The organism is Rhodobacteraceae bacterium M382 (assembly GCA_025141015.1).
In the GTDB taxonomy this organism is placed as follows: Bacteria; Pseudomonadota; Alphaproteobacteria; order Rhodobacterales; family Rhodobacteraceae; genus Aliisedimentitalea; species Aliisedimentitalea scapharcae.
Genome location: CP081098.1, coordinates 4,524,459 through 4,539,258, shown reverse-complemented (window position 1 = coordinate 4,539,258; position 14,800 = coordinate 4,524,459). Strand labels below are relative to the sequence as shown.

The window sequence follows — 14,800 nt, the reverse complement described above, 5'->3', positions numbered from 1 at the left end:
CGAATCTGTCTCAGAAAGGACCTTTTGCCAATTTGGTCATGAGGTTTTTTCTAAGGCGAGGTTCAATGGATCGGGAGGCTACCACTCGGGACGGTAGCCATGAATTGATCTGAACACGCTGTCTCGTATGGGCAAGGCGTCGGGACCCGACGGCGTTCTTGTCCGGTGAGAACTTGAAAAGGTGACATCTGACATGGCTCAAACGTTCCTTGGCCAGAAACGTCTTCGTAAATACTTTGGTAAAATCCGTGAAGTGCTGGACATGCCGAACCTCATCGAGGTTCAGAAGTCTTCGTATGATCTGTTCCTGCGGTCTGGCGATGAAGCCGAACCCATGGACGGCGAAGGCATCCGCGGCGTTTTTCAGTCGGTTTTCCCGATCAAGGATTTCAACGAAACCTCCGTTCTGGAGTTCGTGAAATACGATCTGGAAAAGCCCAAGTATGACGTCGAAGAATGCATGCAGCGCGACATGACCTATAGCGCACCGTTGAAGGTGACGTTGCGTCTGATCGTGTTTGATGTGGACGAAGATACCGGTGCAAAATCGGTCAAGGATATTAAAGAGCAAGACGTGTTCATGGGCGATATGCCCCTGATGACCCCGAACGGCACTTTTGTCGTGAACGGCACCGAACGCGTTATCGTGTCCCAGATGCACCGTTCCCCCGGCGTGTTCTTTGACCACGACAAGGGCAAGACCCACTCTTCGGGTAAATTGCTGTTTGCCTGCCGCATCATCCCGTATCGCGGCAGCTGGCTGGATTTTGAATTCGATGCCAAGGATATCGTGTTCGCGCGGATCGACCGTCGTCGTAAATTGCCTGTGACCACCCTGCTGTATGCGCTGGGTTTGGACCAGGAAAGCATCATGGATGCCTATTACAACACCGTCAGCTATCGCCTGGAGAAGCACAAGGGTTGGGTTACCCCGTTCTTCCCGGAGCGTGCGCGCGGCACGCGTCCTACATATGATCTGGTCGATGCGGCCACCGGTGAAATCATCGCCGAAGCCAGCAAGAAAGTGACCCCTCGTGCGGTCAAGAAACTGATCGACGAAGGCACTGTTACCGATCTGCTGGTTCCGTTTGATCACATCGTCGGCAAATTTGTTGCCAAGGATATCATCAACGAAGAAACCGGCGCGATCTATGTCGAGGCCGGGGATGAGTTGACCCTGGAACACGACAAGGATGGTGACATCATTGGCGGGTCGGTCAAGGAACTGCTGGACGCCGGTATCACCGACATTCCGGTTCTGGACATCGACAACATCAATGTCGGCCCCTACATCCGCAACACCATGGCTGTGGACAAGAACATGAACCGCGAAAGCGCGCTCATGGATATCTACCGTGTGATGCGCCCGGGTGAGCCGCCCACCGTCGAAGCCGCATCGTCGCTGTTTGACACGCTGTTCTTTGACAGTGAACGCTATGACCTGTCGGCCGTTGGCCGGGTCAAGATGAACATGCGTCTTGCGCTGGATGCAGAAGACACCATGCGCACCCTGCGCAAGGAAGACATCGTCTCCTGTATCAAGGCATTGGTTGAGCTGCGTGACGGCAAGGGCGATATCGACGACATCGACCACCTGGGCAACCGTCGTGTGCGTTCGGTCGGCGAGCTGATGGAAAACCAGTACCGCGTGGGTCTGTTGCGTATGGAACGCGCGATCAAGGAGCGCATGTCGTCGGTCGAAATCGACACCGTCATGCCGCAGGACCTGATCAACGCGAAACCTGCCGCTGCTGCTGTGCGCGAATTCTTCGGCTCTTCGCAGCTGTCGCAGTTCATGGACCAGACCAACCCGCTGTCCGAAGTGACCCACAAACGCCGTCTTTCGGCGCTTGGGCCTGGCGGTCTGACCCGCGAACGTGCTGGCTTTGAGGTGCGCGACGTTCACCCGACCCACTATGGTCGGATGTGCCCGATTGAGACGCCTGAAGGTCCGAACATTGGTCTGATCAACTCGTTGGCGACCTTTGCCCGCGTGAACAAATATGGGTTCATCGAAACACCTTATCGCGTTGTCAAAGAGCGTCAGGTTACGGACGAAGTCCATTATATGTCCGCGACCGAAGAAATGCGCCACACTGTGGCTCAGGCGAACGCGCAGCTGGACGAAGCTGGCAAGTTCAAGAATGACCTGGTTTCGACCCGTCAATCCGGTGACTACACTCTGGCACCGTCGGAAAATGTCGACCTGATCGACGTGAGCCCGAAACAGTTGGTTTCGGTTGCGGCTTCGCTGATTCCGTTCCTGGAAAACGACGACGCCAACCGGGCCCTGATGGGTTCGAACATGCAACGTCAGGCGGTTCCGCTGCTGCGGGCCGAAGCTCCGCTGGTTGGCACAGGGATCGAAGAGATCGTGGCCCGAGATTCCGGTGCGGCTTATATGGCGAAACGCGCTGGCATCATCGACCAGGTCGACGCCCAGCGTATCGTGATCCGGGCAACCGAGGATCTGGAACTGGGTGACGCAGGCGTTGACATCTATCGCATGCGTAAATTCCAGCGGTCGAACCAGAACACCTGTATCAACCAGCGTCCGCTGGTCAAAGTGGGTGACACGGTTCTGAAAGGCGAAGTGATTGCCGATGGCCCGTCCACCGACATGGGTGAACTGGCGTTGGGTAAAAACGTGGTCGTCGCGTTTATGCCCTGGAACGGTTACAACTACGAAGACTCGATCCTGATCAGCGAACGTATCGCACGGGACGACGTGTTTACCTCGGTACACATCGAGGAATTCGAAGTCGCCGCCCGTGACACCAAGCTGGGGCCGGAAGAGATCACCCGCGACATTCCAAACGTCGGTGAAGAAGCGCTGCGCAACCTCGACGAGGCTGGCATCGTTTACATCGGTGCGGATGTTGAGCCGGGCGATATTCTGGTCGGCAAGATCACACCCAAGGGCGAAAGCCCAATGACCCCGGAAGAAAAGCTGCTGCGTGCCATCTTTGGTGAAAAAGCATCTGACGTGCGCGACACCTCGTTGCGTGTAAAGCCGGGTGATTTCGGGACTGTTGTCGAAGTGCGCGTCTTTAACCGTCACGGCGTTGAAAAAGACGAACGTGCGTTGCAGATCGAACGGGAAGAAGTCGAACGTCTGGCCCGTGACCGGGACGACGAGCTGGCGATCCTGGACCGCAACATCTATGCGCGTCTGCAGGGCATGATCCTGGGTAAGACCGCGGTTAAAGGCCCCAAAGGTGTACGTCCGAATTCGGAAATCAACCAGGACCTGCTGGAAACGCTGACCCGCGGTCAGTGGTGGCAGCTGGCGCTGGAAGACGAGGCCGACGCCCAGGTGGTCGAAGCGCTGCACGACCAATACGAAGTGCAAAAGCGGGCCCTGGATGCACGGTTCGAGGACAAGGTCGAAAAAGTCCGTCGTGGCGACGATCTGCCCCCGGGTGTGATGAAGATGGTCAAAGTGTTCATCGCGGTGAAGCGCAAGCTGCAGCCGGGTGACAAGATGGCCGGTCGTCACGGGAACAAAGGTGTTATTTCCAAAGTTGTACCGATGGAAGACATGCCGTTCCTGGCCGATGGTACCCCTGTCGATTTCTGTCTGAACCCGCTGGGTGTTCCATCGCGGATGAACGTTGGTCAGATTCTGGAAACCCACATGGGTTGGGCCGCGCGCGGTCTGGGGATCAAGATCGACGACGCCATGCAGGAATACCGCCGGTCCGGCGATCTGACCCCGGTGCGGGACGCGATGCGCCACGCCTATGGCGAAGACGTCTATGCCGAAGGTCTGTCGGATATGACCGAAGGTGAACTGCTGGAGGCCGCTGGCAATGTGACCCGTGGTGTGCCGATCGCAACGCCAGTCTTTGACGGTGCCAAAGAGGCAGACGTCAACGACGCGCTGGTGCGTGCCGGGTTCGACACGTCGGGTCAGTCGGTGCTGTTTGATGGTCGTACAGGTGAACAATTCGCCCGTCCGGTCACCGTGGGTATCAAATACCTGCTGAAACTGCACCACCTGGTCGACGACAAGATCCACGCCCGGTCTACCGGTCCCTACTCGCTTGTTACGCAGCAGCCGCTGGGTGGTAAGGCACAGTTCGGTGGTCAGCGTTTCGGGGAAATGGAAGTCTGGGCTCTGGAAGCCTATGGCGCTGCCTATACCCTGCAGGAAATGCTGACTGTGAAGTCGGATGACGTGGCAGGCCGGACCAAGGTCTATGAATCGATCGTCAAGGGCGAGGACAACTTTGAAGCGGGCATTCCGGAATCGTTCAACGTTCTGGTGAAAGAAGTCCGTGGCCTTGGCCTGAACATGGAACTCCTGGATGCGGAGGTCGAGGAATAAGAATTTTGCAAAAATTCTTGGGCGGAAACTTTGAAAGTTTCCGCTCACCTCTCCCCCCTTCCGCACGAATTTGAGGTATCAAAATGAACCAGGAACTGACGAACAACCCGTTCAACCCGCTCGCATCGCAAAAGATGTTTGATGAGATCAAAGTATCTCTCGCATCGCCCGAGCGGATCCTGTCGTGGTCTTACGGTGAGATCAAAAAGCCGGAAACCATCAACTACCGGACGTTCAAACCCGAACGTGACGGTCTGTTCTGCGCGCGTATCTTTGGCCCGATCAAAGATTATGAATGCCTGTGCGGCAAATACAAGCGCATGAAATATCGCGGCGTTGTCTGCGAAAAATGCGGTGTCGAAGTCACGCTGCAAAAAGTGCGTCGCGAACGCATGGGTCACATCGAACTGGCCGCGCCTTGCGCCCATATCTGGTTCCTCAAGTCGCTGCCATCGCGCATCGGCCTGATGCTGGACATGACCCTGCGTGATCTGGAACGTGTGCTGTATTTCGAAAACTATGTGGTGATCGAACCCGGTCTGACCGATCTGACCTATGGCCAGATGTTGACCGAAGAAGAGTTCATGGACGCCCAGGACGCCTATGGCATGGACGCTTTCACGGCCAATATCGGTGCCGAAGCGATCCGTGAAATGTTGGCCGCCATCGATCTGGAAAACGAAGCCGAACAGCTGCGTGCCGATCTGAAGGAAGCCACCGGTGAACTGAAGCCCAAGAAGATCATCAAGCGCCTGAAAGTGGTCGAGAGCTTCCTGGAATCCGGCAACCGCCCGGAATGGATGGTTCTGACAGTGATCCCCGTGATCCCGCCAGAGCTGCGCCCGCTGGTGCCGCTGGACGGCGGTCGGTTTGCGACCTCGGATCTGAACGATCTGTATCGTCGTGTGATCAACCGGAACAACCGTCTGAAGCGTCTGATCGAACTGCGTGCGCCTGACATCATCGTGCGCAACGAAAAGCGGATGCTGCAGGAATCTGTGGATGCGCTGTTTGACAACGGCCGCCGCGGTCGCGTGATCACCGGTGCCAACAAGCGTCCGTTGAAATCGCTGTCCGACATGCTGAAAGGCAAGCAGGGCCGCTTCCGTCAGAACCTTTTGGGTAAACGCGTCGACTTTTCCGGTCGTTCGGTCATTGTGACCGGTCCGGAGCTGAAGCTGCACCAATGTGGTCTGCCCAAGAAGATGGCGCTCGAGCTGTTCAAGCCGTTCATCTATTCGCGTCTGGAGGCCAAAGGCCTGTCCAGCACCGTGAAACAGGCCAAGAAGCTGGTGGAAAAGGAACGTCCCGAAGTTTGGGACATCCTGGATGAAGTCATCCGCGAACACCCCGTCATGCTGAACCGCGCGCCGACGCTGCACCGTTTGGGCATCCAGGCATTTGAACCCACGCTGATCGAAGGCAAGGCCATCCAGCTGCACCCGCTGGTCTGTTCGGCGTTCAACGCTGACTTTGACGGTGACCAGATGGCTGTTCACGTCCCGCTGAGCCTTGAGGCCCAGCTGGAAGCACGTGTTCTGATGATGTCCACCAACAACGTTCTGTCGCCTGCAAACGGCGCGCCGATCATTGTTCCGTCGCAGGATATGATTCTGGGTCTCTACTATCTGACCCTGGAACGCGAAGGCATGGTTGGCGAAGGCAAGGTCTTTGGGTCCATCGACGAAGTTCAGCACGCGCTGGACGCCGGTGAAGTGCACCTGCACACCAAGATCACCGCGCGGATCACCCAGATCGACGAAGAAGGCAACGAAGTGTTTGATCGCTTTGAAACCACGCCAGGTCGGGTGCGTCTGGGCAGCTTGCTGCCAAAGAACGTCAAAGCTCCGTTTGCGTTGGTGAACCGTCTTCTGCGGAAGAAGGAAGTGCAGCAGGTCATCGACACAGTGTATCGTTACTGTGGTCAGAAAGAGTCGGTCATCTTCTGTGACCAGATCATGACCATGGGTTTCCGCGAAGCGTTCAAGGCCGGCATTTCCTTTGGCAAGGACGACATGGTGATCCCGGACGACAAATGGGGCATCGTGGACGAAACCCGCGACCAGGTGAAAGATTTCGAACAGCAGTACATGGACGGCCTGATCACTCAGGGCGAAAAGTACAACAAAGTTGTTGATGCCTGGTCCAAGTGTAACGACCGCGTCACCGATGCGATGATGGGCACGATCTCGGCCGATAAACGCGACGAGAACGGCGCAGTCATGGAGCCGAATTCGGTCTACATGATGGCTCACTCTGGTGCGCGTGGCTCGGTCACGCAGATGAAACAGCTGGGCGGGATGCGTGGTCTGATGGCCAAGCCGAACGGCGACATCATCGAAACGCCGATCATCTCGAACTTTAAGGAAGGTCTGACCGTTCTTGAGTACTTCAACTCGACCCACGGTGCCCGTAAGGGTCTGTCGGATACGGCGTTGAAAACTGCGAACTCGGGGTATCTGACCCGTCGTCTGGTGGACGTGGCACAGGACTGCATCGTGCGGGCCCGTGACTGTGGAACCGATCGTGCGATCACAGCCGAAGCGGCGGTCAATGATGGCGAAGTCGTTTCGTCTATCTCTGAGCGTATCCTGGGTCGTGTCGCGGCCGAGGACATCAAAAAGCCGGGCACAGAGCAGATCATCGTGGCCCTGGGTCAGTTGATCGATGAACGGATGGCCGATGCGATCGAAGAGGCCGGTGTCCCCACCGCGCGTATCCGTTCGCCTTTGACCTGTGAGGCCGAAGAGGGCGTCTGCGCCATGTGTTATGGTCGCGACTTGGCACGTGGTACAATGGTGAACACTGGCGAAGCCGTGGGTATCATTGCGGCACAGTCGATCGGTGAACCTGGTACACAGCTGACCATGCGGACCTTCCACATTGGTGGGGTTGCCCAGGGTGGCCAGCAGTCATTCCAGGAAGCCAGCCAGGAAGGTGTGATCGAGTTCGAGAACCCCAATGTTCTGGACAACGCTCAGGGCGACACCATGGTCATGGGCCGCAACATGAAGCTGATCATCCGCGATGAGCACGGCGAGGAACGCTCCAGCCACAAGCTGGGCTATGGTTCCAAGATGTTCGTCAAGGAAGGCCAGAAGATTGGTCGCGGTGACAAGCTGTACGAATGGGATCCCTACACTCTGCCGATCATCGCAGAGAAGCCGGGTACCGCGAAATTCGTCGACCTGGTGTCGGGGATCGCCGTTCGCGACGAAACCGACGATGCGACCGGGATGACCCAGAAGATCGTGATCGACTGGCGTGCGGCACCCAAGGGCAATGATCTGAAACCGGAAATCATCCTGGTTGGTGAAGACGGTGAACCGGTGCGCAACAGCCTGGGCCACCCGGTGCATTACCCGATGTCCGTGGATGCCATCCTGTCGATCGAAGACGGTCAGGAGATTCAGGCCGGTGACGTCGTTGCGCGTATCCCGCGTGAAGGTGCCAAGACCAAGGACATCACCGGTGGTCTGCCGCGTGTTGCCGAACTGTTCGAAGCCCGTCGTCCGAAAGATCACGCAATCATCGCTGAAGTTGATGGTCACGTGCGCTTTGGCCGCGACTACAAGAACAAGCGGCGTATCTCGATCGACCCGGTCGAGGAAGGGCGGGATCCAGTCGAATACATGGTGCCCAAGGGCAAGCACATCCCGGTGCAGGAAGGCGACTTTGTGCAAAAGGGCGATTACATCATGGACGGCAACCCGGCGCCGCATGACATCCTGTCGATCATGGGTGTCGAAGCGCTGGCAAACTACATGATTGACGAAGTGCAGGACGTGTATCGTTTGCAGGGCGTGAAGATCAACGACAAGCACATCGAAGTGATCGTGCGCCAGATGTTGCAGAAATGGGAAATCCAGGACAGCGGCGACACCACCCTGTTGAAGGGCGAACACGTCGACAAACAGGAATTCGACGCGGCCTGTGAAAAGGCGATCTCCAAAGGTGGTCGTCCGGCACAGGGCGAGCCGATCCTGCTGGGGATCACCAAGGCTTCGTTGCAGACCCGTTCGTTCATCTCGGCGGCGTCGTTCCAGGAAACCACGCGAGTTCTGACCGAAGCTTCGGTTCAGGGCAAACGCGACAAGTTGGTTGGCCTGAAAGAGAACGTCATCGTGGGACGTCTGATCCCGGCCGGTACCGGTGGCGCAACTCAGCGCGTGCGCCGTATCGCCCAGGATCGCGACAACGTGGTGGTCGAAGCCCGTCGCGAAGAAGCCGAAGCAGCGGCCGCGCTGGCTGCTCCGGTGATGGATGGCGATATCATCGACGATACGTTCAGCAACATGGTCGATACGCCCGAAAGCCGCGATTGATCCACGTCAAATAAATTCGAAAAGGCCCCCGCATGTCGGGGGCTTTTTTTTGTGCAATACAGGTCCAGGGGCCGCGATCCTGAACAGCGGTGGTTTTGCCGTTTTCGCACGCCAGAGATTGACCATCTTTTCGGTTTCACCGCTTGGCCCAGACCCGGGCCGCGACTAAGGTCGCCTGGATTGAACACCCGCAGGAATCCGATGCCCAATTTGACCGACAATATCCGCGGCGCTTTGCTGATGATTGCCAGCATGGCGTGTTTCACGTTCAATGATGCGTTGGTGAAGGTGATCGGTCAGGATCTGCCCCTGTTTCAGATCATTGCAATGCGCGGCATTCTGGCGACCGCTCTTATCTATGCACTGGCGCGGTATCTGGGAAAGCTGCGGTTTGATTTTTCTCGGCGGGACTGGGCCCTGGTGGGGCTACGCAGTGTATCCGAAATCTTTACAACCTACTTTTTTCTCACGGCCTTGCTCGTGATGCCCATTGCCAATGTCACGGCCGTGCTTCAGGCCTTGCCGTTGACCGTGACTTTGGGTGCGGCGCTGGTTTTTCGTGAGGCGGTCGGTTGGCGGCGGTTGGGAGCTATTCTGATCGGGTTCGTTGGCGTTTTGCTGATCATTCGCCCAGGCCCCGAAGGGTTTTCGCATGGCGGGGTCTATGTCCTGTTGGCCGTTGCCTGCATCACCGTGCGCGACCTGTGTTCGCGGGGCATGTCATCCTCTGTCCCGTCGTTGACGGTGACATTGCTAACATCCACTCTGGTCACTGTCTGCGCCGGGCTTGCGTCGGTGGGAACGCCCTGGCAATCGGTCGATACAGGGCAGGTTGTGATCCTGTCCGTCGCAGGTTTTCTGATCCTTGGCGGCTATCTCTTCAGTGTTCTGGTCATGCGGGTGGGGGACGTCTCCTTTACCAGCCCGTTCCGTTATACTGGCCTGATCTGGGCGTTGTTGCTGGGGTGGCTGATTTTTGCAGATTGGCCGGACAATGTGACGTTGTTGGGGGCGCTGCTGGTTGTGTCGACAGGCGTGTTCACCCTATATCGCGAGCGGCTCAGGCGGGGGGCGTGAAAAGATCTCGCGTACGTTGGCATTGTCGATATTGAAGGTGTTCTTGAAGTACAGTTCCTGGTCCGCCGTCAGGGGCTGGTAGTCGAACGTGTTTCCCCCGGTTTTCAGCCGTGAATCATTGAAGTCGTTGTGCCCGCGCATCATCATGTCTTCGTCGGTCAAGGTCATGGTCGGCATCGTCGTCCACAGTTTGTGGTGGCCGTGGCTCATGATTGTGTCGGTGCAACCGGGTTGAACGATCATGCCAAGCGCGATGGCGCTGTATTGGTATTTGTAAGGCCAGATCGAGACACCGTTGATGTCGGCGCGAAACACATAACCTGTGTTGAAGTCTACTGCGATCCGATCATGTTTTGACCACAGGCTCTGGAGGTCCCAGGCGGTTTCACGGAACCGTTCGACAAACCGGCATCCCATGGCGTCGTCATCGTCCAGGCGGAATTGCAGGCAGGGTTCAATATCTGTGTTATCGGTCGCCTCGTGAAAGGCACGTGCCATGACGTTGCGATGGCGGCCAGGTGGGTAAGGGCAGATCCGGATTTGTGGAATACCCTGAACCAGGGCGTTCAATCGTTCAACATAAGGGGCTGGCATTGTCTCGCCGGTCACAACGATCAGGGTGAAATCCGGGTCCGTTTGCCCTATGATGGAGGGCAAGGTGATGGCCTCGAACAGCCGCAGGCGTTCGTCCATCCGCTGTGGATCGTATAGGAAGCTGTGCCGCTCTTCCAATGTCTTGTGGTCAACCTTGAACCCACCGCGCCCGAGGTAGGAAAACCGGCAGAGTCCCAGAATTTGCATGATCAGCCTTCTCTGTCAGAAGAAAAAGTTTGCCGGATCAGATCGACGTCCAGGGCAAATCGAGCCTGGAATTCTGATTCCTGTTCGCGCGTGAGTGGGGTCATGTCGAAATGCTTGACCTTGCCTTGGCGCGAGTCGTTATAGCCATTGTGCGTGCGAACCCACATGGGCGCATCTGCCATGGTTATGGTGGGCATGTGATGGTGAATCTTTTGATGCGCAAAATTCATGATGGTCCGCGCGCATCCGCCGGCGGCATACATGCCCAGAGCCGCAGTGTAATAGGGGCGCAGAATTTGTGTCGCGACAAGAGAGTGCCCCTGAACTTCGGCAACGAATCCTTTGTTGAAGTCGATGGCAACGGTGCGGTTCTGGTCCAGCAACCCCTGGCAGGCGACCGCAGTCTGGCGAAGCCGTTCCACAAAATCGACTGAGATTGCGTCGTCATCGTCAAAGCGGAACTGCAGGCAGGGATCAGACGGGTTTATTCGTGCGCGATTTAGGATCTCTTTCATGATTTCGCGATGATTGCGGGGTGGATGCGCCTCGATGCGTATCTGTTTCATCCCGGATGTCAGGTCCATCAATCGCTGCACATGTTCCCGTGGCATCTGGTCCCCGATGACCAGTACCATTGTGAAATCAGGATCGGTTTGTTCCTTTAGACAGGGCAGGGCAAAGGTTTCGAACAAGCGAAACCGCTCTTCGATCCTTTGGGCACCGTAAAGGTAACGAATTCGATCCTGGATCGCATCATGTTCAACCTGAAAACCGCCAATGGCGGGATAGGAAAACCGGCATAATCCGATGACTTGCATATGAACGCCTTGGTGGAATATTCGTTTGCGCGACTATGCCCGGTCCACCGCCACCGAACAAGGCACGGACGGCAAACGGTTTAAACCGGTGCGACTTTCACGTCATGAGCCGGGAATGCCCACCCGGAACCGGGGCTGGCTGTTGACAGCGGGCGCGACTCCCCATATACGCGCGCCTATCTCGACAGCCGGGGGTCGCCCCAACAGTCGATTTCTATACTTGAGTGGTCAAGATCCAGGACGATTTTGCTGTCCCGATCCGCTGATAACCCACCGCGTCGTTCACCTCGGAATGGGAACGTCGCGGATTTTGCGCTTGTGGACGCACCAGCGCAGCAGAATATGAGCCGCACGTCTCGACGTGCACGAATGTGAGTTTGGAAACGGGGAAAAAACCGGAATGCCAACGATCCAACAGCTGATCCGCAAACCGCGGCAGCCGAAAGTGAAACGCTCGAAGTCCATGCACCTGCAGGAATGCCCGCAAAAGCGCGGCGTTTGCACACGCGTGTACACCACCACACCTAAGAAACCGAACTCCGCTATGCGGAAAGTGGCCAAGGTTCGCCTGACCAACGGTTTCGAAGTGATTTCCTATATCCCGGGTGAAAGCCACAACCTTCAGGAGCACTCTGTGGTTCTGATCCGCGGTGGTCGAGTAAAAGACCTTCCGGGTGTCCGTTACCACATCCTGCGTGGTGTTCTGGATACCCAGGGCGTCAAAGACCGTAAGCAACGTCGTTCGAAGTACGGCGCCAAGCGTCCCAAGTAAGAAGGAGAGGCTTAGATGTCACGTCGTCACGCCGCCGAAAAACGCGAAATTCTGCCCGACGCCAAATATGGCGATCGCGTTCTGTCTAAATTCATGAACAACCTGATGATCGATGGTAAGAAATCGGTCGCAGAAAGCATCGTTTACAACGCTCTTGATCGCGTTGAAAACAAGATCAAACGCGCCCCCGTCGAAGTCTTCCACGAAGCGCTGGACAACATCAAACCTTCGGTCGAAGTTCGTTCGCGCCGTGTGGGTGGTGCAACCTATCAGGTTCCGGTCGAAGTGCGCCCCGAGCGTCGCGAAGCCCTGGCCATCCGCTGGTTGATCACCGCATCGCGCAAGCGCAACGAAAACACCATGGAAGAGCGCCTTGCCGGCGAGCTGCTGGACGCTGTTCAGTCCCGTGGGACCGCTGTGAAGAAACGCGAAGACACCCACAAGATGGCCGAGGCAAACAAAGCCTTTAGCCATTATCGTTGGTAATCCAGAGGATCCAGACCTATGGCACGCGACTATACACTCGAACATTACCGTAACTTCGGTATCATGGCGCACATCGATGCAGGTAAAACCACCTGCTCGGAACGCATCCTGTATTACACCGGCAAATCCCACAACATTGGTGAGGTGCACGACGGTGCGGCCACCATGGACTGGATGGAGCAGGAACAGGAACGCGGCATCACCATCACATCGGCTGCGACCACCACTTTTTGGGAACGCACCGAAGACGGTCAGACCGCCGACACGCCCAAACACCGTCTGAACATCATCGACACCCCCGGCCACGTTGACTTCACCATCGAAGTCGAACGTTCGCTGGCGGTTCTCGACGGTGCAGTCTGTGTTCTGGACGCCAATGCTGGTGTTGAACCCCAGACCGAAACCGTGTGGCGTCAGGCTGACCGCTACAAGGTTCCGCGTATGGTGTTCGTCAACAAGATGGACAAGATCGGCGCCGACTTCTTTAACTGTGTCAACATGATCGAAGACCGGACCGGCGCTGTTGCGATCCCGGTTGGTGTTCCGATTGGCGCAGAAACCGAGCTGGAGGGCCTGGTTGATCTGGTCACCATGGAAGAATGGCTGTGGCAGGGCGAAGACCTTGGCGCGTCGTGGATCAAAGCACCGATCCGCGAAAGCCTGCAGGACATGGCAACCGAATGGCGCGGAAAAATGGTCGAAGCGGCCGTCGAAATGGACGACGACGCGATGATGGCCTACCTGGAAGGTGAAGAGCCCGACGTCCCAACTTTGCGCAAACTGCTGCGCAAAGGGACGCTGGAAATGGCTTTTGTTCCGGTTCTGGGCGGTTCTGCGTTCAAAAACAAAGGCGTTCAGCCCCTGCTCAACGCTGTGATCGACTATCTGCCCAGCCCGCTGGACGTTGTCGATTACATGGGTTTCAAACCTGGCGATGAAGACGAAGTTCGTGACATTCCGCGCCGTGCGGATGACGAGATGGCGTTCTCGGGCCTGGCGTTCAAAATCATGAACGACCCCTTTGTTGGTTCGCTGACCTTTACCCGCATCTATTCGGGTACTCTGTCCAAGGGCGACACGCTGCTCAATTCGACCAAAGGTCGTAAAGAGCGTATCGGTCGTATGATGATGATGCATTCGAACAACCGTGAGGAAATCACGGAAGCGTTCGCGGGCGACATCATTGCGCTGGCAGGTCTGAAAGACACCACAACCGGTGACACGCTCTGCGCCGTCAACGATCCTGTGGTTCTGGAAACCATGACCTTCCCTGATCCGGTGATCGAGATCGCGGTTGAGCCCAAGACCAAAGCCGACCAGGAGAAAATGTCTCAGGGTCTGCAGCGTCTGGCTGCCGAGGATCCCTCCTTCCGTGTTGAAACCGACATTGAGTCGGGTCAGACCATCATGAAGGGCATGGGCGAACTTCACCTGGACATCCTGGTTGATCGCCTGAAGCGTGAATTCAAGGTCGAAGCCAACATCGGTGCCCCTCAGGTTGCTTATCGCGAGACCATTGGTCACGAGGTCGAGCACACCTACACCCACAAGAAACAGTCGGGTGGTTCGGGTCAGTACGCCGAGGTGAAGATGATCATCTCGCCGACTGAACCTGGCGAAGGGTATTCGTTTGAATCCCGCATCGTTGGTGGTGCTGTGCCCAAGGAATACATCCCGGGCGTTGAAAAAGGCATCAACTCGGTCATGGACAGCGGCCCTCTGGCCGGCTTCCCCGTGATCGACTTCAAGGTTGCTCTGATCGACGGTAAGTTCCACGATGTGGACTCGAGCGTTCTGGCCTTTGAAATTGCCGCCCGTATGGGCATGCGTGAAGGCATGCGCAAAGCCGGTGCGAAACTGCTGGAACCGATCATGAAGGTCGAAGTGATCACACCGGAAGAATACACCGGCGGGATCATCGGCGACCTGACTTCGCGTCGGGGACAGGTGACAGGTCAGGAGCCACGCGGCAACGCGATTGCGATCGACAGCTTTGTGCCTCTGGCCAACATGTTCGGCTACATCAACACACTGCGTTCGATGAGCTCGGGCCGTGCCCAGTTCAGCATGCAGTTTGATCACTACGATCCGGTACCGCAGAACATCTCGGAAGAGATCCAGTCGAAGTACGCATAATCCACGGTGCGTGGGAAACCACGCACCCTACCACCCCGTAGGGTGCGTGCTTGCA

The 14,800-nt window shown here is 56.8% G+C and carries 8 protein-coding genes; 6 read left to right on the top strand and 2 right to left on the bottom strand.

Annotated elements, in window-relative coordinates; translation table 11 throughout:
• Window positions 1-193: 193 nt before the first annotated feature.
• The 3 genes from rpoB to K3727_21070 all read left to right on the top strand — a co-directional run bounded on the left by rpoB (window position 194) and on the right by K3727_21070 (window position 9,732).
• Complete coding sequence (gene rpoB, locus K3727_21080) at window positions 194-4,330, top strand: DNA-directed RNA polymerase subunit beta (GenBank protein ID UWQ91195.1); 4,137 nt, start codon at window positions 194-196, stop codon at window positions 4,328-4,330.
• Window positions 4,331-4,413: 83 nt separating this feature from the next.
• Window positions 4,414-8,655 carry a DNA-directed RNA polymerase subunit beta' gene (rpoC, locus tag K3727_21075; GenBank protein UWQ91194.1) on the top strand — a complete coding sequence of 1,414 codons (4,242 nt, stop codon included), beginning with the start codon at window positions 4,414-4,416 and terminating at the stop codon, window positions 8,653-8,655.
• 210 nt (window positions 8,656-8,865) lie between these two features.
• Window positions 8,866-9,732 (top strand): DMT family transporter, encoded by an 867-nt coding sequence (locus K3727_21070; GenBank protein UWQ93480.1) that lies wholly within the window; start codon window positions 8,866-8,868, stop codon window positions 9,730-9,732.
• On the opposite strand, the gene K3727_21065 is transcribed toward K3727_21070, so the two are convergent.
• Together K3727_21065 and K3727_21060 are read right to left on the bottom strand one after the other, a co-directional pair.
• Window positions 9,700-10,533, bottom strand: a complete 834-nt coding sequence (locus tag K3727_21065; GenBank protein ID UWQ91193.1) for a putative rhamnosyl transferase — start codon at window positions 10,531-10,533, stop codon at window positions 9,700-9,702. The genes K3727_21070 and K3727_21065 overlap by 33 nt on opposite strands.
• Before the next feature lie 2 nt (window positions 10,534-10,535).
• Window positions 10,536-11,351 carry a putative rhamnosyl transferase gene (locus K3727_21060; GenBank protein ID UWQ91192.1) on the bottom strand — a complete coding sequence of 272 codons (816 nt, stop codon included), beginning with the start codon at window positions 11,349-11,351 and terminating at the stop codon, window positions 10,536-10,538.
• A 400-nt stretch (window positions 11,352-11,751) separates the two neighbouring features.
• Between K3727_21060 and rpsL the strand changes: the two genes are divergently transcribed.
• The 3 genes from rpsL to fusA are packed head-to-tail and all read left to right on the top strand — an operon-like array spanning window position 11,752 to window position 14,745.
• Window positions 11,752-12,123 (top strand): 30S ribosomal protein S12, encoded by a 372-nt coding sequence (rpsL, locus tag K3727_21055; GenBank protein ID UWQ91191.1) that lies wholly within the window; start codon window positions 11,752-11,754, stop codon window positions 12,121-12,123.
• Between the two features lie 15 nt (window positions 12,124-12,138).
• A complete protein-coding gene (rpsG, locus tag K3727_21050; protein UWQ91190.1) occupies window positions 12,139-12,609 on the top strand; it encodes a 30S ribosomal protein S7 in 471 nt (156 codons plus the stop codon).
• An 18-nt stretch (window positions 12,610-12,627) separates the two neighbouring features.
• Window positions 12,628-14,745: an elongation factor G gene (fusA, locus tag K3727_21045; GenBank protein ID UWQ91189.1), complete on the top strand. Its 2,118-nt coding sequence runs from the start codon at window positions 12,628-12,630 to the stop codon at window positions 14,743-14,745.
• Window positions 14,746-14,800 lie beyond the last annotated feature (55 nt).